Source organism: Brevibacillus jepli (assembly GCF_047229145.1).
Lineage (GTDB): Bacteria > Bacillota > Bacilli > Brevibacillales > Brevibacillaceae > Brevibacillus.
Genome location: NZ_JBFEFW010000007.1, coordinates 146,316 through 167,004, shown reverse-complemented (window position 1 = coordinate 167,004; position 20,689 = coordinate 146,316). Strand labels below are relative to the sequence as shown.

Below are 20,689 nucleotides of genomic sequence, written 5' to 3'. Positions count from 1 at the left end.
GTTGCCTAAATATTCAGTTAGGTAGTATGCTATAAGATAGATGTGAGAGGGAAAGGACCGATGACGATGAATCCGCTGGCGAAAAAGTATCAGGAAATTGACGACAAAATTGTCTTGTTCAATGAAGAGTATTATTTGAGCGTGGAAAAAATCGACATTGCCGCAATGACTCTGGCAAACAGGGAGTCGCTCTTTAACCAGCTGTACGATTTCGACAGCCCGGACATGGAGCTGGAGATCGATGTGTCCGAGGAGGATAAAGGCGTTTGGTACCTGCAGCTGCTCGTGCCGCATGTGCTGACACTTCCTGAGGCTGCGAAAAGACGAATCGAAAATGGAACCAATCAACTCACCCAGCATTTGGCTGATCAAGCAGATGAGCTTGTGAGAACGCAATTGCTCGGAGAAGAAATTTATGCCTATGTAAAACGGTACAATCCAGATTTGGAGCGAATTGCATAGCATGGTCTAGTACGGAATGCCCCTTTTTCTTGCGAGAGAAGAAGGGGTTTTTATTTCCTCTGTCGAGCCTGTTGGCGATTTCGATAATTCCTCGTTAAGCTTCTGCGATACTCGCTGTCTCTCCTCTTGCGAAACCACGTAGTAATAAATTCCGTTCAATTTTTTACCTGTTCCTTTCAATTCCAGATCCTGAAACTTGGTAACTGCTGCTCTGTAATCAAACGTAATTTCCTTCACGTCATCAAAAGTCAGATTTGTTTTCACGCTGGAAGCGACTTTTTCAAAAAGCGTCTCCATTTGTGGTAGCATCTCAGGGCTTTCCACTTTTCGGATGAGGGAGCGAATGACTTCTCGCTGACGTTTATTGCGGCCCATGTCTCCACGTGGATCATCATATCGCATTCTCGTATAGGCGAGTGCTGCATCACCATTCAAGTGGAGGGTTCCTTTTTTGAAGGAGTGGTCCTCATAAGAAAAGGGAGTCTTATTTTCCACGGTAACACCCCCCAGCTGATCAATGACCTTCACAAATTCCTTCATGTTGACCTTGATGTAATAATCAATCGGAATCTGCAAAAACTCCTCTACTGTATGGACGGCCATCTCTACCCCGCCAAACGCATAGGCATGGTTGATTTTATCCGTGGTCCCTTTCCCTATGATTTCTGTCCTGGTATCTCGCGGGATGTTGAATAATAGGACGGATTTTTTATCAGGATTGATCGTTACGACAATAATCGTGTCAGAGCGGCCATTGCTTATCTTCTCCTCGTCGATCCCCAGCATAAGGATCGAGATCGGATCTTTTTTTTGAATCGATACTTTTTCCTCACGTCTTTCCGATTTTTCCAAATGATTGATTCGGATGGGTTCATACGTTTTTTCTATCACTGTTTTCACGGAATAGTAGAGATACCAGGCATAAATCCCCAGACATAGACCTACTGCCAGTAAAATGATTAGCACCCATTTTCCCCATCGTTTCATCGTCCTACGCTCCTAATGGTCATAATCATCTGCTTGTAACTAGAAGTATGAGGAAGCCGCAGGATGAATACCTATTGGTTGTACGAGAGGATCATAGAGGACCTCATGGACTAGTCATAAAGGATGAGAGGTACCCATATAGTATTTTAAGTGATTTCCTGGTGAAGCTGTCGCGTTCACACAATACCACGGATAAGGGGGAGGGGGGCAGACGATATGGAAAATTTGGATATTTACAGCTTGGTACGAGTGATCAGGAAACGTATTTGGTTGATCATACTCATCGTGCTGTTGGCGGTATCAGCCAGTTATTATGTCAGTTACTATGTCTTGGTTCCGGAGTATCAGGCCACATCCACTATCGTGGTCCAAGGTCATAGTGGTGACAGTCTGGAGACACTGTACAACGATGTTAGAGCAAACCAGGAACTGATTAAGACCTATGCTGTCATTATTAAAAGTCGCAAAATCGCACAAGAAGTTATTTCGGACTTGCAGCTTACGATGACGACTGATCAGCTGTTGAAAAAAGTTCGTGTCCAAGATACGAGCGAGTCACTCGTCACTTCGATTAACGTCGTGGATCAAGACCCAGCGAGAGCGGTGGAAATCGCCAATAGCTTCGCGCGCGCCTTTCAAACTAACTTGAGCTCGATTATGAAGGTAGACAACGTGAAGATCCTTGATCAAGCAATCGTAGGAGAAAACATGACGCCCATCAGGCCGAATCCGGTCATCAACATGGGCATCACCTTCGTTGTGTCGTTCTTGACCAGTGTAGGGTTGATGTTCTTTATAGAGATATTTGACAAAACCATACGGACGGAAGAGCAGGTAAAGAGCCTTTTGGCCGTTCCGGTGTTAGGGGTTATCTCTGTCATTGACCACAGAAAGCAAAAGAGTAACGACAAGCTTGAGAAATTAGAAAGGGGGAGGCCAATTGAAGAACAAGAAACCGTTTAGCAAGCTAGTCTGCTACAGCAATCCGAAATCGCCCATTGCAGAAGCGTATCGGACGCTCCGAACGAATATCCGGTTTTCTACCCCCGATCTAAGGACGATGATTATCACCAGTGCCCAGCCAGGTGAAGGGAAGACGACCACGATTTCAAATTTGGCGATTGCTTTTGCCCAAGCGGGTGTTAATGTGCTGCTGATAGACGGTGACATGAGAAAACCGACTCTACACCATGTGTTCCGATTACAAAATGAGCTGGGATTGTCGAGTCTGTTAAATGGACAGGCAGAGTTAAACGAAGTGATCCAGCCGATTAATGTCAATCGAATGGATGTGATCACAGCCGGACCGATTCCGGAGGCACCAACGGAATTGCTTAGCTCTGAGCGGATGCGCAAGTTTATGTACGATGTAAAGTTTCGTTATGAACTCATTTTAATTGATTCTCCTCCTCTCTTGCCTGTCGCCGATAGTCAAGTACTCTCTTCCTTGGTGGATGGAGTCCTATTGGTGCTGCGCAGCGGGAAAGTGAAAGTAGAGAATGCCAAAAAGGCTAAGATGCTCCTTGATCATGTAGGCGCCCGAATCATAGGTGCCGTGCTGAACGACATGAAAATGAGCAAGTCCACCTCGGCCTATTATGAGTACGCAGCGGTTGGTAAAGGAGTGGACGAGTAGCCATGATTGATATTCATTGCCATATCCTGCCGGGTATAGACGACGGACCACAAACATTGGGGCAGGCGGTAGAAATGGCGCGAATCGCATGGGCGGATGGTATCACGGACATCATTGCAACTCCGCATACACATGATGATTTTTATGTCCAGGAGGCAGAGCGTGTCTTGGAAGCCGTGGAAAGCTTCCAAACGATCCTGGAGCTAGAAGGAATTCCGTTGCGAATCCATCCAGGAATGGAAGTTCACATTCATTGGGAACTGATCGACCATTTACGAGATGCTCACCTTCTCAGTCTGGGCAATCATATGAAGCATGTGCTTCTTGAACTGCCTTCCCTGCATTTGCCGCTGTTTACCGAAGAGGTGGTTCAACAGTTGCTTTTACAAGGAATCACACCAGTGATTGCTCATCCGGAACGGAACGCTGTGTTGATGAATCATACGGGCATGCTCGCTCAATGGATCGAGTGGGGAGTTGTTTGTCAGATAACAGCAGGAAGTTTGCTTGGATGGCTCGGAAACACTGCGCAAAAAAATGCACGCGCGTTAGTAGGGCAACGATTGGTTCATCTACTTGCATCGGACGGACATAACTGCAACACGCGAAAAATCGAGCTATCGCAGGCTTACGAGGAGCTCGGTAAGCTGATGCTTGCATCGGAAGTGGACGTGTATCGCGCAAACGCGCAAGCCATATTGGAAGGCCAAGCATGTGATACGAGGAAGTTCTCTTTTTTCTAAAAGTGAAAATGGAGGTAGCGCGATGAATGTTTTGATTTTCGGTTGTGGATATGTAGGGTTGACGACGGGATGCGCTCTCGCGTATTTGGGACATCACGTGAAAATATTCGATATTGATTCGAACAAAATCGAAGGCTTGCGTTCAGGCAGAGTGCCCTTCTATGAAAAAGGGTTACAGGAATTGTTGTCTGCAGCAGGAGACAGAATCCATTTTACTTCCGATTGGTCTCGGCTGTCTCCCCAGTCCGAGGATGCAATCATGATCGCAGTAGGTACCCCTTCCTTGCCGAATGGAGATGCGGACCTCTCTTATGTGGAGACAGCAGTCAGACGCATTGCCCAAAACCTGCCTGAAGAGCATTGCCCGATGATCATCATGAAATCAACGGTTCCCGTCGGTACTTCCAATCGGGTAAAACAATGGATGGAAGAGGAGCGTGAACGAAATGGAATAAGAGGAAGAATTCCGATTGTCTCCATTCCTGAATTTCTGCGCGAAGGAGAGGCTTTGTACGATACCTTTTACCCGGACCGTATTGTAGTGGGCCTTGATTCGGCAGAGGAACGCCCCCTGGTGGAGGAGCTGTTTCGCCCCATCCTGCAGCAAGACTTCCTGCCTCCTGCAAATCTTCCTTGCCCCGAGCTTCCCCCTCAACCAGCTCTCGTGCTAACAAATGTACCAAGTGCCGAAATGATCAAGTATGCATCAAACAGCTTTTTGGCAATGAAGATTTCCTTTATTAATGAATTCGCGGCCCTTGCGGAAAAGACAGGGGCAGACATCGCCGAGGTGGCAAGAGGAATCGGATTGGACAAACGGATTGGTCCGGCCTTTTTACGTGCTGGAATTGGATGGGGTGGCAGCTGCTTCGGAAAAGATACACAAGCTGTTATCCAGATGGGGAAAAAATACGAGTGTGATATGCAGCTGGTACAGGCTACGATCCGGGTGAATCAGCAGCAACGTGATGTGGTCTTGCAAAAGCTGACATCCTGCGTAAAGCGAATCGAAGGAAGTACCGTAGGAATATTGGGGCTGTCCTTCAAGCCAAATACAGATGACCTGCGGGATGCACCAGCGATCGATATCATTCGCGGCTTGCTGGCCAAAGGCGCACATGTCAAAGCGTTTGATCCGGTGGCGATGGACAATTGCAAAAAGCAGTTTCCAGAACTGTTGATCGAATATACGCAGACGGCTAATGAGCTGTTTTATGAAGCTGACGCTGTCATTCTGGTAACGGATTGGGAAGAGTTTCGTGATTTGCCCTATGAACGCTTGGCAGAAAAAATGAAAAACAGGCTGTTGATTGACGGACGCAATTTTTTGGACGGGGATACGTTGCAGGAGCTTGGTTTTCAATACACAGGGATAGGAAAGAAGAGTGGGCCGACTCCCACCAAGGTGTTGGTAACGGGCGGAGCAGGTTTTATTGGTAGTCAATTGGTTACGAATTTGCTGGAAGACGATTACTCCGTGGTGGTGGTGGATAATTTAGATCCTTACTATGATTCGGGGATCAAAGAGAGCCATATTCGCGAGCATAAGAGCTACAGCCGCTACCAATTTTACAAGACGGATATAGGCGATTCACAAGCGATGCAGCGTATCTTTGCGGAGCATAAACCTGATATGGTCATTCACCTCGCTGCTAAAGCGGGTGTGCGGCCATCTGTTGAAAATCCGTCTGCCTACGTACAAACAAATGTAGTGGGTACAACCACTTTGCTGGATTTGAGTGTCGCTTATGGTGTCAAGAAGTTCATTTTTGGCTCATCCAGCTCTGTATACGGCAAAAATGACAAAGTCCCGTTTGCAGAAACAGACCCCCTCATAAGTCCGGCGTCCCCATACGCTGCGACGAAGATTACAGGGGAAGCGCTTTGCCAAAGCTATCAAAATTGCTACGGACTACCAACGATTGCGCTGCGCTTCTTTACGGTGTATGGGCCAAGACAGCGGCCAGACTTGGCAATTCAAACTTTTACGCGAAAAATGATGAATCAAGAGCCGATCCAACTGTTTGGTGATGGGACGACAAGCAGAGATTATACCTATATAGACGATATCGTATCTGGTATCAGGAAAGCGATGGAGTATCAGTCTGATCGATTTGAGGTGTTTAATCTGGGCAATGATCGTCCGACGAGCTTGTTGGAACTGGTTCGTATGCTAGAGGGTGTACTGGAAAGAAAAGCAGAGATCGAATGGCTGCCTATGCAAACAGGGGATGTGCCGACGACACAGGCTGATCTGGCGAAGAGTAGAGGATTGCTTGGCTACAATCCAGTAACACCGTTGGAAGCTGGTTTGAAAAAGTATGTGGGCTGGTACAGGGAACAAAAATGAGCAGAGAGTCGAGGCTGTCATTTGCATCCAGATTTACCGGCAACCGTTTCCTGAAGCAGGTGGCAATCATCATGGCGGGAACAGGGATTGCCCAAATCCTCACCGTTGTGGCTGCTCCTCTATTGAGTCGTTTGTATGAGCCTTCGTCTTTTGGTCTCTTCGCTTTGTATACCTCGATCGTAAGTGTATTGGCGGGAATCATGACATTGCGTTATGAGCTGGCGATTGTTTTGCCGAAAACGAATGAAGAGGCAGGCAGCCTGTTTATTTTGTCCCTGCTCATCGTGTTGGGGATGTCAGGTGCAGTATTTCTGATCCTGTGGGGAATCAGTGTCACTGAGCTTCTACCGCTTTCCACAACCGATATGACTCAATGGCTGTGGTGGATTCCGCTGAGCGTACTCGCCATGGGCGTCTACCAAACCTTATCGTACTGGTGCACGAGACGACAGGCGTTTATGCGAATATCCACCTCGCAAGTACTTCGCTCAACAGGCGTAACAGCGACACAAATTACGGGAGGCGTGCTGAATGCTGGTGCCTCTGGCTTAATTGGCGGACAAATCTTGGGTCAAGTGTTGATCTCAACGTATATGGGTGCCCAAGTATGGAAGGAAGACAAAAACCTTTTCAAGACTTCTTGCAATTGGGCTCGTATCAAGCAATTAGCCAAAAGCTACGTCCGTTTTCCTCTCTATAACACACCGCAAAATTTGCTGAACGCGATCTCGCAAAATATTCCTGCCATCCTTCTCATGAAAGCATACGGGGCTGCGGTTGTAGGCTGGTATGCACTAGCTGTCAGACTGATCGAAATGCCGCTTAGCCTCATGGGAAAGTCTCTCTCTCAAGTTTATTTTCAAAGAATCTCGCAAGCTTATCATCAAGGTGTGAATCTGTACGTTCATCTGCGGAAAACGACGCTCATTCTAGCTGTGATGGGTTTGTTTCCTGCCGCAACCATTATCGTTCTGGGACCAGCTATCTTTGCCTTGGTATTGGGCGAGGAGTGGAGGGAGGCAGGGGTGTATGCCAGATGGATCGTCGTGTGGTTGTTCTTCGGCTTTCTTAATTCACCAGCTGTAGCGACTGCACAGGTATACGCCATGCAACGATTCCTTCTGGGTTACGAAGTGCTGTTATTCCTCACACGCACCAGTGCATTGTACGTTGGGGTTGCCTATTTGGATGCCGTGAGTAGCATTGCGTTGTACAGCATCATTGGGGCGTGTTTTAATCTCGCGTTGGTTTTATCCGTTTTGACATTTGTCAGGCGCCAATTACAAAAAGATGCGCAATCGATGTAACCTTACGCAGCGTACAGCAAGGGGAGAGGGACATGATCAACTTTAAGGAAATCGCTTGGAAAAAGCAGTTTTCTCTGAATGGCAATACGTTGTACTATTTAGACCGTCTCCAGCAATGGCAATGGCTATCGTCCGATAAGATCTTGCAATTGCAACAGGAGAAGCTGCGTGGACTTTTGCTGCATGCCTTTAAACATGTGCCCTATTATCGCTCCATTCTTCGTGAAGTAGATGTGGTTTCCGCCAATGGGACTGTGCAGCTGAACAATTTCTCGCAGATCCCTTTACTGGGACGAGAAGCATTACAAACAAATTACGAAGCGTTAAAGTCAGATGACATCGCCATCCGAAACTGGTATGAGAATTGGTCAGGAGGATCGACGGGTGAACCAGTCAGGCTGCTTCAGGAAAGAAATTATTTTGACTGGAATCAGGCTGTGAAAATCCTGTTTTATCAATGGTGTGGGCGTGAGCTGGTAGACAAGCAAGTCGTGCTGTGGGCATCTGAACGCGACTTGATGGTCGGGCGGGAAACATGGAAGACACGTATGGGGCGCTGGATACGAAACGAACGATGGTTTAATACCCGCTTGATGTCGGAGAAAAGTATGCGGACCTATTTAGAAGAATTGCAACAGTTTCGTCCTTCACAAATACTCGGCTACGTGGAAAGTATTTATGAATTGGCGAGATTTGCCCAGAGAAGCAGCTTACCTGTCTATTCACCGAAATCGATCATGACAACAGCGAGTGTGTTGCATCCGCATATGCGCCAAACGATAGAGGAGGTTTTCCAGTCCCCGGTATTTAACCGCTACGGCTCGCGGGAAATTGGAGCGATCGCGAGTGAGTGTGATCATCACGGCGGTCTGCATGTCTCAGCCTTAACGCATTATGTGGAAATCATCTCACCGACTGGCCTTCCCGTTCAGCCAGGTGAGCGGGGGGAGCTGGTAATCACTACTCTGAACAACTATGCGATGCCGATGATTCGTTACCGAATTGGGGATATGGCACAGTGGTCCGATCGAATGTGCACCTGTGGCAGAACGTGGCCCCTATTAAAAGAAATCTCAGGAAGAGTAAACGACAGCTTTGTGAAACAAAATGGTGATTTGGTAGATGGCCGTCTGTTCGTCATTTTGCTTGCGACCAATCCGTTCGTTAAAAAATATCAGGTGGTTCAAAATGAAGTGGATCAGATCCACATTTCGATAATCCCGCATCAACCCGGTATGAATCCGCATGCCACCTATCAGGAGCAGGTAACAACAATCATCGATAAAACGAAGTTCCTCATGGGAGACTCGGTCGACGTTCATATTCATTTCGTAGAGGAGATACCGACTACTGCTTCTGGCAAGTTTCGTTTTACGATCTGTAACGTCAAACGATCATAAAGGAGCAATTATGGGGTGGAAACGATTCGTTTGGGAAAAGAGAATATCCATACAAGGCAAGACTCTGCAATACTTGGACCTCCTGCGAAAATGGCAGTGGCTGGATGAGCGGGAGATACAGAAGCTGCAACAGCAAAGAATACTCGCCTTGCTGTCACATGCCTATCAGCATATCCCCTATTATCGGAACATGATGCTGGAGAGTGGAGTGGCCGAAGAGGATGGGACGATACACATGGATCGATTCCACCAGCTGCCTTTGCTACCCAGGGAGCGTTTGCAGACACATTTTGAGGAATTGAAATCAGATGATCTTCATCAAAGAAAATGGTACGAAAAGTCCTCTGGCGGTTCAACTGGCGTGCCGGTCACATTTATTCAGGATAAGGAGTATTTCGCATGGAATCAGGCCATCAAGGCACTGGATGACGAATGGTCGAGTAGAGGTCTCGTTGACAGACAGGTGCGACTATGGGGCTCAGAACGAGATTTAATGGTTGGGAAAGAGACGAAGCGCGTTTTATTGGGACGCTGGTTGCGCAATGAACGATGGCTAAATTCGATGAAAATGACTCCGGAGCGAATGCGGCAGTACGTGGATCAAATCAATTTTTTTCAACCCGTCCAAATTCTCGCCTACGTGGAGAGCATTTATGAGTTAGCCAGGTTTTGCGAACAAGAAAAGCTGAAGGTGCATATACCAAAAGCCATTATGACCTCAGCAGGAACACTTTCTCTGGAAATGAGAGATACGATTGAGCGTGTTTTCCAGACGAAGGTGTTTAACCGTTATGGATCAAGAGAGCTAGGTGATATTGCTTGTGAATGTGAGCGCCATCACGGTTTGCATGTATCTGCATTAACCCATTACATTGAAGTACTCAAGCCGGATGGAACTCCTGCAAAGCCTGGGGAGGTTGGTGAAATAGTCGCTACCTTGCTGGTTAACTACGCCATGCCATTTATTCGATATCGAATTGGAGATATGGGGGTGTGGAGTGAAAATCCCTGCGATTGCGGGCGTGGGCTGCCACTCCTGCGAGAGGTGACGGGACGAGTAACCGACGTATTTATCGACAAAAGAGGGAAATGGATTGATGGAAGAGGGATCGCCCAGCTTCTCTTTCGTCATCCGTTCATTCGAAAGTTTCAGGTGATTCAAGAGCAAAAGGACCTGATCAGGGTATTGATCGTTCCCATGCAAAATCATGTAGATGCCGTTAAGTCTCTCGAACCGAAAATCGATAGCATCACCCATGACATTCAAAAAATCATGGAGTGTCATGTGCGCTTCGAATACTGTGAGGACATCCCGCCAAGTCCATCCGGAAAATATCGTTATTTGCTATCACATGTGAATAGGTGAGAGAGGAAGATTCTGATGAATACGAGCTGTGAACGCAGAAGCTCACGTACTCTCAATCTGCTCGTGTTTTTATATATTTTCAGTTCGCTCGTGCTGACTGCTGTGCCCGTCATTTCGAGGACGAGTCTGTTACTGGCTATGACAATGGGCATCTGTCTCTTGCTTCAATACATCCATTCAGGCGACATTTTGATTCCAAAATGGATTTTGCTCCCGCTCCTATTCCTGCTCTATGCTGTCACTTCTGTATGGTGGGCTGCTGATCCTGCTGGGGCTCTCCTCTCTGCTTTCATTCTCCTTTCAGCAGCTGGCGGTGGCCTTTTCCTTTTGATCGCTCTTCTATCAGGAGCATCATGGAATGCTGTCGTCTATGCATGCTTTTTCAGTGGCCTGACACTTGTCCTCACAACCGTACCAGAGCTGGCAACGTTAGAAACGAATACGAGACTCAGTGGCATTCTGGGTAATCCGAACGGCCTTGCCATCAATTTAACGGTTACCGCGCTTGTCTTGTTTACAGCGACCAAGCGAAAGCTATTGTTCACCTTAACAGGGATCGGCTTTATCGTCTTTGCCACGATTGTTTCAGGAAGCATCAAGATGCTGTTGTTCTGGGCTATTTTTCTATGCTTCGTCACGTCACGGCTGTTCAAATGGTCGACGAAATCGTATTTGCATCAATCCATGCTCTATGTGATTGCGCTCATGGTTATCGCCATTCCGCTTTATGTTGGTAATGTGTTGGTGGAAAATTTCGAACATTTGACGGTGACCAAGCGATTTGTCTTGCTTCTCTCTGGCGAGAACAACAGTGGGAACTCTCGTATGGAAATGTTTCATGAAGCGCTTGATTTGTGGGAGAGAAGCCCGCTGTTTGGGAATGGGATCGATCAAGTGAGAGTGCTTGGCTCACACGGTACGTATTCACACAACAATTATGCGGAAATGCTTGCTGACTTCGGCTTGATCGGTGCGACCTTGTATTATTTGATACTCGGTATGTTTCTCTGGATTGGCTTGGCAAACTTGTTTTCTCCCCATCGGCAATACCATTTGGTGCTACTCATTTCCATTACGACACTGGTGTGGGATTTCGCTCTGGTCAGCTACTACGAAAAAAGCAGCTGGCTACTCATGGCTTTCTCCTTTTACTTGATTTGGCAGGTGAAACAACAAAAACAAGAGGCTGGTCCTATGAAGGAGGGAGAATGACGATGCCCCGGAAAATCCGCGTGCTATTCGTTGTTCCCAATCTGTCTGGGGGAGGAGCGGAGCGTGTCGTTGTCACCCTGCTTCGACATTTCAATCGGCAACATATCGAACCGATCCTGATGGTTACGGAGTTGAAGGGGCCTTATGTGACAGCACTTCCTCCCGATATTCCCGTGATTGATTTACAGGTCAGCCGCGTGAGATATGCGCTTCCCAAGATGGTGAGCGAGATCAATCGACTGAAGCCAGATGTGGTCATGTCTACGCTGAACTATATGAATATGGCGCTGTTGTCAGTGAAACCATTTTTGAAAAGCAACCCCAAATTAATCGTCCGCGAGGCAAATACACCTACCAAAGCAATGCAATTTCATTCCCCTCTCAAAAAGAAAATTTTTACCCGTTTGTATCAATGGCAGTACCCACAAGCCGATGCCATCATCACCCAGTCAGATGGCATGCGCAACGATCTGCTTTCCTTTCTTCCGCAGCTATCACCCCATAAGGTCGTCAGAATCTACAATCCACTGGACGTGGATAAGGTGATTCAAGATGCGAATACGCACAATCCGTTCCAAAAGGAAACGAGCAGGCAAATCATAGCGGCGGGTAGACTCACCTATCAGAAGGGATTTGACCTTTTGCTACATGCCTTTCAAAAAGTGGTGAAGGCATGTGAAGATGTTCAATTGCAAATTATGGGTGAGGGCCCGTTGCGTGAAGACTTAGCGAATTTGGCTATCTCGCTGGGAGTCGGGGAGCGGGTAACATTTAGAGGATTTCAAACGAATCCCTATCCGTACATGAAGCATGCTGATTTGTTCATTTTGTCATCCAGATGGGAGGGTTTCCCGAATATTTTGCTGGAAGCTCTTGCGTGTGGCAGACCAGTTGTAGCGATGGAGTGTCCGAGTGGTCCGCAAGAGATTCTTGCAAAAAATAAGTACGGGTTACTCATTCCAGATGGAGATGTAGAAAGACTGGCAGATGGGATCATTGCAGTACTGAACGGGGAGCATCGATTTATGTCTGGGGAAGAACGCGCACGGATGTTTGAAGCGAAAGTGATTACAGAAGAGTACGAAAAAGTGTTTATGACACTGTCATAAAAGGAGGAGGATGGGGGTGGGCAATCATTCAGGTTGCTACAGATACGTAGCGATAGGGCCACTACCTCCACCAATTGGGGGAGATACGATCTCATTTTCCCGGTTGGTGAATAGTCGGGTGCTAAAAGAAGCACAGGTCGAACTGGAGATTTTGGATACCTCTCGCAAAGAAAAGGAAAGCAAATTCGGGCGGAAGCTGGATGGAAAGGATCTTGGGCGAGCGGTCACCTTGTTCTTTCAAGCGTGGGGGAAAAGAAAGAACGTCGATGGTATGCTGATCTGGGCCAATACCCGCTTTTCCTATACGCTCGGGCTGCTATTAATCTTGTTGTACAAATGGGCCGGCAAGCAGGTGATTCTGAAGCTGTTTGGAGCAGCGTTTGAATCGGAATATCGCCATTTGCCGCGCTGGTATCAAGGCATCATCAAGCGGATTTTCAATAAGGCTGATACGATTTTGCCGCAGACGAAGGGGATGTGCCTGTTTTTTGAGCAAGAATTCGAGATGACGGCTGAAAAAGTGGTTCATTTTCCTAACTTCATGCCAGCCCATCCTGTAGACCTGACGCATAAAACATACACCGAACAAGTAAAAGCGGTGTTTGTTGGTCAGATTCGCAAGGGGAAAGGGGTTTTTGATATTCTCGAGGCGCTGCGGCGGGACCCGGAGATGACGTGTACCTTTTACGGGACTGTTTTTGATCGGGATGGAGAAGCCTTCTTTCGCGAGGTCGAACATTTGCCCAATGCCCAATATGGAGGAGTACTTCAGGCGCAGCAGGTCCAAGAGGTGATGTCCTCCTACGAAGTCCTCATTCTGCCCTCGTTTCATCCAGGGGAAGGGTATCCAGCAGTAATCATGGAGGCCTTCTTCTCGTCGATTCCCGTAATCGCCAGCAGATGGCGTATGATTCCTGAGCTGGTGCACCACCAGGAAAATGGATTTCTCGTAGAGATAAATACGCCGGAACAAATTGTGGAGAGCATCGGGATGATTCGCAAGGATCGTGTGCAGTACGAGCGAATGCGTGCCAATTCTCGTCAAACAGCATTTCAATACACAGAAGAACGAGTGATCGGAGATATTTTATTGCCACGTCTGCAGCCGTTTATCAGCAAAGCAAATCAGCCTGCATGGAGTTCTAATCTTGGGACAAAAAGAATAGATCATTAGTAACGTGATTCCTAGTCCATTTCCATAGTCCTATCACCAATAATGAAGGCCACATCAGGATGCTTGGCGTAGCCGAGTTTTCTGCTAGGCAGGAGGTGTCAAAGATCAAGATCCTGTACATTCACCAGTACTTTACCACGCGAGATGGTGCAACGGGGACGAGGTCCTATGAATTCGCAAAGTATTTGGTTAAACAAGGGCATGAGGTTACTCTTCTGACTGGGGACTCCTCTCTTCCTAAAGTCCATCGAGATCAAATCAAGGGCTTTTATCACCGCTTTGCCATCGACGGCATTCAAGTGATTGCGGTGAGAAATAGGTACTCCAACTACATGGGCTTTTTTCGCAGGGCATTCGCTTTTTTCAGCTTTGTCTTCCTCTCGATCCTCATTGGGCTTTTTGTGAAAAGACATGATGTCGTACTCGCTACGTCGACGCCTCTGACAGTTGCGATCCCGGCACTTTTCATCAAGAAGCTGCGCAGAACGCCGTTTGTTTTTGAAGTTCGTGACTTATGGCCGGAAGCTCCCATTCAGTTGGGCGCGATTCGCTCACCCTTTTTGATTTCCATGCTGCGATCTCTGGAACGGAAGACGTATAAGGAAGCAGCTCACATCGTTGCTCTCTCACCAGGTATGGAGGAAGGTGTGGGAAGGCCCAATGTTACATTGATCCCCAATTGCTCTGATCTCGATATGTTCTGTGCAGATAACATGGATCCCGAAGACTTGGAAGCTTGCCGAAGGAAATACGGGCTAGCTACTGACAAGCTGATCGTGATTCACGGCGGAGCGATGGGGGTGGCGAATGGACTTGAGTATATGACGGATGCTGCCAAAATCCTGCATGACCGAGCGGAACACGATATCTTGCTCGTACTTGCTGGTGAGGGTAAGACCAGACCGCAGCTGGAAAAGTTCTGCATGGAAAATAACTTGAAAAACGTTATCATCACGGGCTCTGTTCCTCGTAAAGAAGTGCCAATCTTGCTCGCCCTCTCTGACATTACGATGACCTCTTTTAAAAACATTCCGATTCTAGCCACCAACTCCCCGAACAAGTTTTTTGATTCACTCGCTGCTGCCAAACCGGTCATTGTAAACTCTGCCGGATGGACAAAAGATATCGTCGAAAAACATAACATTGGTTTCTACGTTGATCCTGATCATCCAGAGCAATTGGCTAACTTACTGGTTGAGCTCAAAAACCAATCGCATGATCTGGTAGAAATGGGAGAGCGTGCCCGGAAATTGGCGGAGGATAAATACGAACGAATCAAGCTGGCAGCTCAGATGGAAGCCGTACTTGTCCAAGCAGCGCACTCATCCCAATTCGTAGAGTCCAAGAGGAGGGTATCGAGTAATGAAGGTTAAAAAAGCGATTATTCCGGCAGCTGGTCTGGGGACGCGCTTTTTACCCGCGACAAAGGCTCAGCCAAAAGAAATGCTCCCGATCGTGGATAAGCCCACGATTCAATACATCATCGAAGAGGCCATCGCTGCCGGCATTCAAGATATCATCATCGTCACTGGCCGGGGGAAGCGTGCGATCGAGGACCATTTTGACAAATCTTACGAGCTGGAAGCGACGCTATCTGCCAAGCAAAAGCACGCGGAGTTAGAGGAAATAGAGCGAATCACCAATCTGGTAGACATTCATTATATACGGCAAAAAGAAGCGTTAGGCTTGGGACACGCAGTCTGGTGTGCACGCAAGTTTATCGGTGATGAGCCGTTTGCCGTGTTGTTGGGTGATGACATCGTCGTCTCGGAAAAGCCGTGCTTGAAGGAATTAATGGAGCTGTATGAGCGGTTTCATTCGACGGTCATTGGTGTTCAGAAAGTTCGAAAAGAAGAGGTTGAGAGATACGGGATCATTCTAGCAGACCTGCTGGTAGGATCGAACCGTGTATACCACGTTCGGGATCTGATAGAAAAACCCCCTATCCATCAAGCGCCGTCTCAGCTGGCCATCATGGGTAGATATATTTTGAGGCCTGAAATATTCGACGTATTGGAGCATCAGCACGCTGGAGCAGGAGGGGAAATCCAGCTAACTGATGCATTACGCACCCTTTCAAAGACGCAGGCAGTTATGGCACACGAATTCCTTGGCAAGCGTTATGACGTCGGAAGCAAGCTCGGGTTCATCGAAGCGACCATTGACTTTGCGCTAAAACGAAATGATTTACGCGAAGACATGATCGAAATTTTAGCAGATCGTCTTGCCAAGTATGAAACGGTGGAACAGGTGAGCAGATGAAATTTATCTTTGACTGGATTTTCTCGCTCGCTTTGCTGATCGTACTCTCTCCTGTTTTCATTGTCCTGATGATTTTGATTCGTCTGAAGCTGGGAGCTCCCGTCTTTTTTACCCAAGAACGGCCAGGGTTAGAGGGAAAACCATTTCATATCCTCAAATTTCGGACGATGACGGACCAGAAGGACGAACATGGACACCTGCTACCAAATGAAGCGAGAGTGACGAGATTTGGGAGCTTCCTGCGAAAGTATAGCTTGGACGAACTCCCTCAACTCGTAAATGTGCTACGCGGTGAGCTCAGCTTGGTCGGTCCGCGCCCGCTCCGTATGGAGTACTTGCCTCGTTACAATAACGAACAAGCAAGGCGCCATGATGTCAAGCCCGGCATAACTGGATGGGCGCAAGTAAACGGACGAAATGCGATTACGTGGGAAGAGAAGTTTGAGCTTGACGTTTGGTATGTAGACAATCGGTCTTTTTGGCTAGATATGAAGATCATACTGATGACGGTACGAAAAGTATTTCATCACGGGGCAGCAAACCAACAAGAAAATGTGTTCATGGAAGATTTTATGGGATCACAAGCTTCATCTACAGATAAAATGACCATGGTCTAAGTGGAGAAGGGATAGCCAATGAGCCCAACAAAAAAGCGGATCTATCTCTCCCCGCCTCATATGGGGGAGTGGGAGCAGGTTTACCTGAGAGAGGCATTCGAGTCCAATTGGATCGCGCCTTTAGGAGAACATGTTGATGAATTTGAACGGGAAGTAGCGCAGTATGTCGGTTCCAGAGGGGCTGTCGCTGTCTCTTCTGGAACAGCGGCTATTCATCTCGCACTGTGCTTGCTGGGAGTGAAACCGAACGAGACTGTATTTTGTTCCACCTTTACTTTCGTTGCCAGTGCAAACCCGATTCTTTACACAGGAGCAGCTCCGGTGTTCATCGATTCAGATCCGGGATCGTGGAACATGTCTGCACAAGCATTACAGCGAGCGTTGCAGGATGCAGCGATTCAAAACAAGCTGCCAAAAGCAGTGATCGTCGTCAACTTATACGGCCAAAGTTCTGATATGGAAGCTATCCTGCGGTTGTGCACCCAATACGAAGTGCCCGTGATAGAGGACGCAGCAGAATCACTGGGAGCCACTTATCAAGGGAAAGCAAGCGGTTCATTTGGTGAGTACGGGGTATTTTCCTTTAACGGCAACAAGATCATTACGACATCAGGCGGGGGGATGCTCGTCTCAGACAACCTCGAAGGACTGGAAAAAGCACGCTTTCTAGCGACGCAGGCTCGTGATCAAGCCCGGCATTATCAGCATAGCGAAATCGGTTATAACTACCGGTTGAGTAACCTTTTGGCCGCAATAGGCAGGGGACAGCTACAAATACTGGATGAGCGAGTAGCAAGACGCAGACAAATTTTTGCTCACTATCAACAGGCATTGAAAGAATACGCGGGTATTGCGTTTATGCCAGAGATTCCAGAGGGACGATCTACACGATGGCTGACTGTCATGACGATGGATGAGGATGTATGTGGAGTCTCTGCACGAGAGATGGTCGAGTCGCTGGAAGAGGAAAATATCGAGGCGCGTCGGACGTGGAAGCCGATGCATCTTCAGCCCCTGTATGCCGGACAGCCTTACTATTCGCATGAACGGAGTGTGAGCGTCTCTGACCAGCTATTCTCGCAAGGAATCTGTCTGCCCTCCGGTTCGAGTATGACCGATGAAGATATAGATCGAGTAATCGACAGTATCAAAAAACGTCTGTGGAAATGAACGGATTTACGTTGATGGCGGAAAGAATGGAGGAAGCGTGGTATGAACCTTTTGCTGACGAGTGTGGGGAGACGGGTAAAAGTCGTCGATTATTTTAAGCGGGAATGGGAAGGCGTAGGCAGGGTCATAGCAGTGGATTGTGATCTGACAGCCCCGGCACTGTATGCAGCAGATGCTTACGAACAAGTTCCTCGAATCGATGATCCGCAATACATTCCTACCTTGCTTGCGCTATGTAGCCGTTTTGATGTGCAAGCTGTCCTTTCGCTTATCGATACAGAGCTCTCACTATTGGCAGAGTATAATGATTTGTTTCAGAAAAATCATGTCCAGGTGATCGTTTCTCCTGCTGAGACGGTGAAGCTGTGCATGGATAAAAAAGCGACGTATGATTTTCTCACGAGTAAGCACATCCCTTGTATTCCGACCTATACGGAATGGGAATTCATCATAGACGCTCTTGAATCTGGACAGCTGGCTTTTCCCCTGATGGTCAAACCAAGAAAGGGAAGTGCAAGTCTGGGGATCAGAAAAGTAGAGAATAGGGAAGAGCTTCACCTAGCCTTTTTCCAGGGCGAGGAGGTCGTCGTGCAGCCTTTTCTCACGGGCAAAGAGTACGGTGTGGATGCTTATGTTGATCTGGTCACAGGGCGGCCTGTCTCTGTTTTTACCCGACAAAAACTACGCATGAGAGCAGGAGAAACGGATAAGTCATTGGCTGTCAAAGAGACAAAGCTGTCCTCGTTAGCTATGGATCTTCTCTCGGTCTTGCCTCTGTCGGGTCCCATTGATATAGATTGCTTTCAAATGGGAGATGCGTATGTCATCTCTGAAATCAACCCCCGTTTTGGAGGAGGATTCCCTCATGCCTATGAGTGCGGGGAAAATTTCATGTCCTATCTCCAGCATAATCTGGGCGGAAAAGCGAATCGCCCTCGCCTCGGTTTGTATCGGGAAGGAAGCATGATGATAAAGTACGATGACGTCATGATGGTGGGGATTGATTCGAGATGGTCGTAAGAAGCAGACTGTACAAGTATGTCGGATTGGACGCACTGCTCTTGTTGATCGCAGTTCTCATGAGTCACTTGATTCGCTTCGACGGTCATGTGCACGAAACTTTTTGGGAGAGCTTGCCTCTTTCTCTTCTTTTGCTGGGGGGCTTCACCTATTTTTACTTCTATTTGCAAAAAGTGTACCTCTGCTCATGGAGACATGCAGGCATTCGGGAGCTGATGCTCGTTTTCAAAGGGACTACCCTTGCACTCCTCACTTCCTTGGGGGTCAGCTATGTACTGCGAATATTGAATGTTCCTGCCTTGATACCTACTTCTGTATTGATTCTCACGTGGATGACGGCAACTGTTGGGATCAGTGGTTCCCGATTGATTCTCGCTGTGTTTGGGCGAAATACGGTAAAAATGCAGCCCCATCATAAAAAGGCACTGGTAGTGGGGGCAGGCTCGGCAGGTAAGCTTGTGGTGGAAGAATTGCTGCAATGCAAGGATACCGACTTGTATCCCGTTGCCTTTATTGACGATGATCCGAAAAAGCAGCGTATGGCAGTACTGGGTATTACGATCGTGGGAACCCGAAATGACATACAGACAATCGTACAGCAGGAAGAGATCGATACGATTATCATTGCAATGCCTTCCATAGCAAAAGAAGAGGTTGCCAAAATCATTTCCATTTGCAAGGAGACACGGGTCAATATTAAGATCCTGCCTCTTGTGAGAGACGTCATTAATGGGAAAGTAACCGTGAATTCGATTCGTGATGTGAATTTGGAAGACTTGCTAGGGAGAGATTCTGTCGATGTGAATTTGGAGGAAATCTCGCTGTACCTGAGAGGTAAAACCGTTCTCGTTACAGGTGCGGGCGGGTCAATCGGGTCGGAGCTGTGCCGCCAAATCTCAGCGTTCGAACCAGGGATGCTCCTTCTATTGGGGCATGGCGAGAACAGTATTTATTCCATCGAAAACGAATTGCGGCGAAAATACCCGCACGTACACTATTGCTCGATCATTGCAGATATACAGGACCGCGTGAGAATTGACGCGATCTTTCAAAAGTATTCTCCTGCGATCGTCTTCCACGCAGCCGCTCACAAACACGTCCCTCTTATGGAAAACAACATAGAAGAAGCGATTAAAAACAATATTTTTGGAACCAAAAATTTAGCGGAGTGCGCCCATAAATACGGGGCAGAACGATTTGTATGCATCTCGACGGATAAAGCAGTCAATCCCACGAGTGTCATGGGGGTTACGAAGCGTATTGCCGAGATGATGGTTCAGAGCTTGGGAGAGATAAGTACGACCAAATTTGCAGCTGTTCGCTTTGGGAATGTCTTAGGCAGTCGGGGAAGCGTCATTCCCTTGTTTAAGCAGCAAATCAACGAAGGTGGCCCAGTTACCATCACTCACCCCGAAATGCTGCGATTTTTCATGACGATCTCCGAAGCGGTTCAACTGGTGATACAAGCCGGAGCATTAACAACAGGAGGAGAAGTATTCATTTTGGATATGGGTAAGCCAGTTCGCATCTCAGACCTGGCCAACGATTTGATCCGACTCTCAGGTTTGGAACCTAACGTAGACATCAAGATCGTTTATACTGGCATGCGTCCCGGGGAAAAGCTATACGAAGAAATTTTTACCAGTGAGGAAAGCGCGACTGCTTCCAAGCACAATCGAATTTTTATCGGGAATCCAAGTGAGTTTTCCTACGAGGACTTCACATTTTTCCTCCGCAAATTGGAGCAGACTGTGCAGAAGAAATATTCATCCTCGACGAAAAATGAATTGCTGAACTACCTGCATCAAATGGTTCCTACTTACCAATCTCCAGTGCCAGAACCGCAAGAGGCTCTTCAGACGTAACGGACGGAA

At 47.6% G+C, this 20,689-nt stretch carries 18 protein-coding genes; 17 read left to right on the top strand and 1 reads right to left on the bottom strand.

Features of this window, described 5'->3' with window-relative positions; translation table 11 throughout:
* Positions 1 to 60: 60 nt before the first annotated feature.
* Positions 61 to 462, top strand: a complete 402-nt coding sequence (locus AB1L17_RS10035; protein ID WP_412844601.1) for a hypothetical protein — start codon at positions 61 to 63, stop codon at positions 460 to 462.
* A 6-nt stretch (positions 463 to 468) separates the two neighbouring features.
* On the opposite strand, the gene AB1L17_RS10030 is transcribed toward AB1L17_RS10035, so the two are convergent.
* Positions 469 to 1,449 (bottom strand): LCP family glycopolymer transferase, encoded by a 981-nt coding sequence (locus AB1L17_RS10030; RefSeq protein WP_412844602.1) that lies wholly within the window; start codon positions 1,447 to 1,449, stop codon positions 469 to 471.
* A 216-nt stretch (positions 1,450 to 1,665) separates the two neighbouring features.
* Between AB1L17_RS10030 and AB1L17_RS10025 the strand changes: the two genes are divergently transcribed.
* From AB1L17_RS10025 to AB1L17_RS09950, 16 genes are all read left to right on the top strand, one after another.
* On the top strand, positions 1,666 to 2,412 hold the full coding sequence (locus AB1L17_RS10025) for a YveK family protein (RefSeq protein WP_412844603.1): 747 nt from the start codon (positions 1,666 to 1,668) through the stop codon (positions 2,410 to 2,412).
* Entirely contained in the window at positions 2,390 to 3,085 is a 696-nt protein-coding gene (locus AB1L17_RS10020) for a CpsD/CapB family tyrosine-protein kinase (protein WP_412844604.1), read from the top strand. Before AB1L17_RS10025 ends, AB1L17_RS10020 begins: the two co-directional genes overlap by 23 nt.
* A gap of 2 nt (positions 3,086 to 3,087) precedes the next feature.
* Positions 3,088 to 3,828 carry a tyrosine-protein phosphatase gene (locus tag AB1L17_RS10015; protein WP_412844605.1) on the top strand — a complete coding sequence of 247 codons (741 nt, stop codon included), beginning with the start codon at positions 3,088 to 3,090 and terminating at the stop codon, positions 3,826 to 3,828.
* Positions 3,829 to 3,850: 22 nt separating this feature from the next.
* Complete coding sequence (locus AB1L17_RS10010) at positions 3,851 to 6,178, top strand: nucleotide sugar dehydrogenase (protein ID WP_412844606.1); 2,328 nt, start codon at positions 3,851 to 3,853, stop codon at positions 6,176 to 6,178.
* Positions 6,175 to 7,485, top strand: a complete 1,311-nt coding sequence (locus AB1L17_RS10005; RefSeq protein ID WP_412844607.1) for a lipopolysaccharide biosynthesis protein — start codon at positions 6,175 to 6,177, stop codon at positions 7,483 to 7,485. The genes AB1L17_RS10010 and AB1L17_RS10005 overlap by 4 nt, the downstream gene beginning before the upstream one ends.
* 32 nt (positions 7,486 to 7,517) lie before the next feature.
* Positions 7,518 to 8,885 (top strand): phenylacetate--CoA ligase family protein, encoded by a 1,368-nt coding sequence (locus AB1L17_RS10000; RefSeq protein ID WP_412844608.1) that lies wholly within the window; start codon positions 7,518 to 7,520, stop codon positions 8,883 to 8,885.
* A 10-nt stretch (positions 8,886 to 8,895) separates the two neighbouring features.
* Positions 8,896 to 10,251 carry a phenylacetate--CoA ligase family protein gene (locus tag AB1L17_RS09995; protein ID WP_412844609.1) on the top strand — a complete coding sequence of 452 codons (1,356 nt, stop codon included), beginning with the start codon at positions 8,896 to 8,898 and terminating at the stop codon, positions 10,249 to 10,251.
* Between the two features lie 15 nt (positions 10,252 to 10,266).
* Entirely contained in the window at positions 10,267 to 11,463 is a 1,197-nt protein-coding gene (locus AB1L17_RS09990; RefSeq protein ID WP_412844610.1) for an O-antigen ligase family protein, read from the top strand.
* Between the two features lie 2 nt (positions 11,464 to 11,465).
* A complete protein-coding gene (locus AB1L17_RS09985; RefSeq protein ID WP_412844611.1) occupies positions 11,466 to 12,572 on the top strand; it encodes a glycosyltransferase in 1,107 nt (368 codons plus the stop codon).
* A 16-nt stretch (positions 12,573 to 12,588) separates the two neighbouring features.
* Positions 12,589 to 13,746: a glycosyltransferase family 4 protein gene (locus AB1L17_RS09980; protein ID WP_412844612.1), complete on the top strand. Its 1,158-nt coding sequence runs from the start codon at positions 12,589 to 12,591 to the stop codon at positions 13,744 to 13,746.
* 95 nt (positions 13,747 to 13,841) lie between these two features.
* Complete coding sequence (locus tag AB1L17_RS09975) at positions 13,842 to 15,119, top strand: glycosyltransferase family 4 protein (RefSeq protein WP_412844613.1); 1,278 nt, start codon at positions 13,842 to 13,844, stop codon at positions 15,117 to 15,119.
* Complete coding sequence (gene galU, locus AB1L17_RS09970; protein WP_412844614.1) at positions 15,109 to 16,008, top strand: UTP--glucose-1-phosphate uridylyltransferase GalU; 900 nt, start codon at positions 15,109 to 15,111, stop codon at positions 16,006 to 16,008. Before AB1L17_RS09975 ends, galU begins: the two co-directional genes overlap by 11 nt.
* Entirely contained in the window at positions 16,005 to 16,625 is a 621-nt protein-coding gene (locus AB1L17_RS09965; RefSeq protein ID WP_412844615.1) for a sugar transferase, read from the top strand. Before galU ends, AB1L17_RS09965 begins: the two co-directional genes overlap by 4 nt.
* Before the next feature lie 18 nt (positions 16,626 to 16,643).
* A complete protein-coding gene (locus tag AB1L17_RS09960) occupies positions 16,644 to 17,795 on the top strand; it encodes a DegT/DnrJ/EryC1/StrS family aminotransferase (protein ID WP_412844616.1) in 1,152 nt (383 codons plus the stop codon).
* Between the two features lie 42 nt (positions 17,796 to 17,837).
* The gene (locus AB1L17_RS09955) at positions 17,838 to 18,815 is read left to right on the top strand and encodes an ATP-grasp domain-containing protein (protein ID WP_412844617.1); all 978 of its coding nucleotides are present in this window, start codon (positions 17,838 to 17,840) and stop codon (positions 18,813 to 18,815) included.
* Positions 18,806 to 20,680, top strand: a complete 1,875-nt coding sequence (locus AB1L17_RS09950; protein WP_412844618.1) for a polysaccharide biosynthesis protein — start codon at positions 18,806 to 18,808, stop codon at positions 20,678 to 20,680. The genes AB1L17_RS09955 and AB1L17_RS09950 overlap by 10 nt, the downstream gene beginning before the upstream one ends.
* The last annotated feature ends 9 nt before the right edge of the window (positions 20,681 to 20,689 follow it).

Bases quoted from the DNA above. Each gene is read 5' to 3' on its own strand.
- AB1L17_RS10035 (WP_412844601.1), top strand. From the start codon at position 61: ATGACGATGAATCCGCTGGCGAAAAAGTATCAGGAAATTGACGACAAA.
- AB1L17_RS10030 (WP_412844602.1), bottom strand. From the start codon at position 1,449: ATGAAACGATGGGGAAAATGGGTGCTAATCATTTTACTGGCAGTAGGT.
- AB1L17_RS10025 (WP_412844603.1), top strand. From the start codon at position 1,666: ATGGAAAATTTGGATATTTACAGCTTGGTACGAGTGATCAGGAAACGT.
- AB1L17_RS10015 (WP_412844605.1), top strand. From the start codon at position 3,088: ATGATTGATATTCATTGCCATATCCTGCCGGGTATAGACGACGGACCA.
- AB1L17_RS10010 (WP_412844606.1), top strand. From the start codon at position 3,851: ATGAATGTTTTGATTTTCGGTTGTGGATATGTAGGGTTGACGACGGGA.
- AB1L17_RS10005 (WP_412844607.1), top strand. From the start codon at position 6,175: ATGAGCAGAGAGTCGAGGCTGTCATTTGCATCCAGATTTACCGGCAAC.
- AB1L17_RS10000 (WP_412844608.1), top strand. From the start codon at position 7,518: ATGATCAACTTTAAGGAAATCGCTTGGAAAAAGCAGTTTTCTCTGAAT.
- AB1L17_RS09995 (WP_412844609.1), top strand. From the start codon at position 8,896: ATGGGGTGGAAACGATTCGTTTGGGAAAAGAGAATATCCATACAAGGC.
- AB1L17_RS09990 (WP_412844610.1), top strand. From the start codon at position 10,267: ATGAATACGAGCTGTGAACGCAGAAGCTCACGTACTCTCAATCTGCTC.
- AB1L17_RS09985 (WP_412844611.1), top strand. From the start codon at position 11,466: ATGCCCCGGAAAATCCGCGTGCTATTCGTTGTTCCCAATCTGTCTGGG.
- galU (WP_412844614.1), top strand. From the start codon at position 15,109: ATGAAGGTTAAAAAAGCGATTATTCCGGCAGCTGGTCTGGGGACGCGC.
- AB1L17_RS09965 (WP_412844615.1), top strand. From the start codon at position 16,005: ATGAAATTTATCTTTGACTGGATTTTCTCGCTCGCTTTGCTGATCGTA.
- AB1L17_RS09960 (WP_412844616.1), top strand. From the start codon at position 16,644: ATGAGCCCAACAAAAAAGCGGATCTATCTCTCCCCGCCTCATATGGGG.
- AB1L17_RS09955 (WP_412844617.1), top strand. From the start codon at position 17,838: ATGAACCTTTTGCTGACGAGTGTGGGGAGACGGGTAAAAGTCGTCGAT.
- AB1L17_RS09950 (WP_412844618.1), top strand. From the start codon at position 18,806: ATGGTCGTAAGAAGCAGACTGTACAAGTATGTCGGATTGGACGCACTG.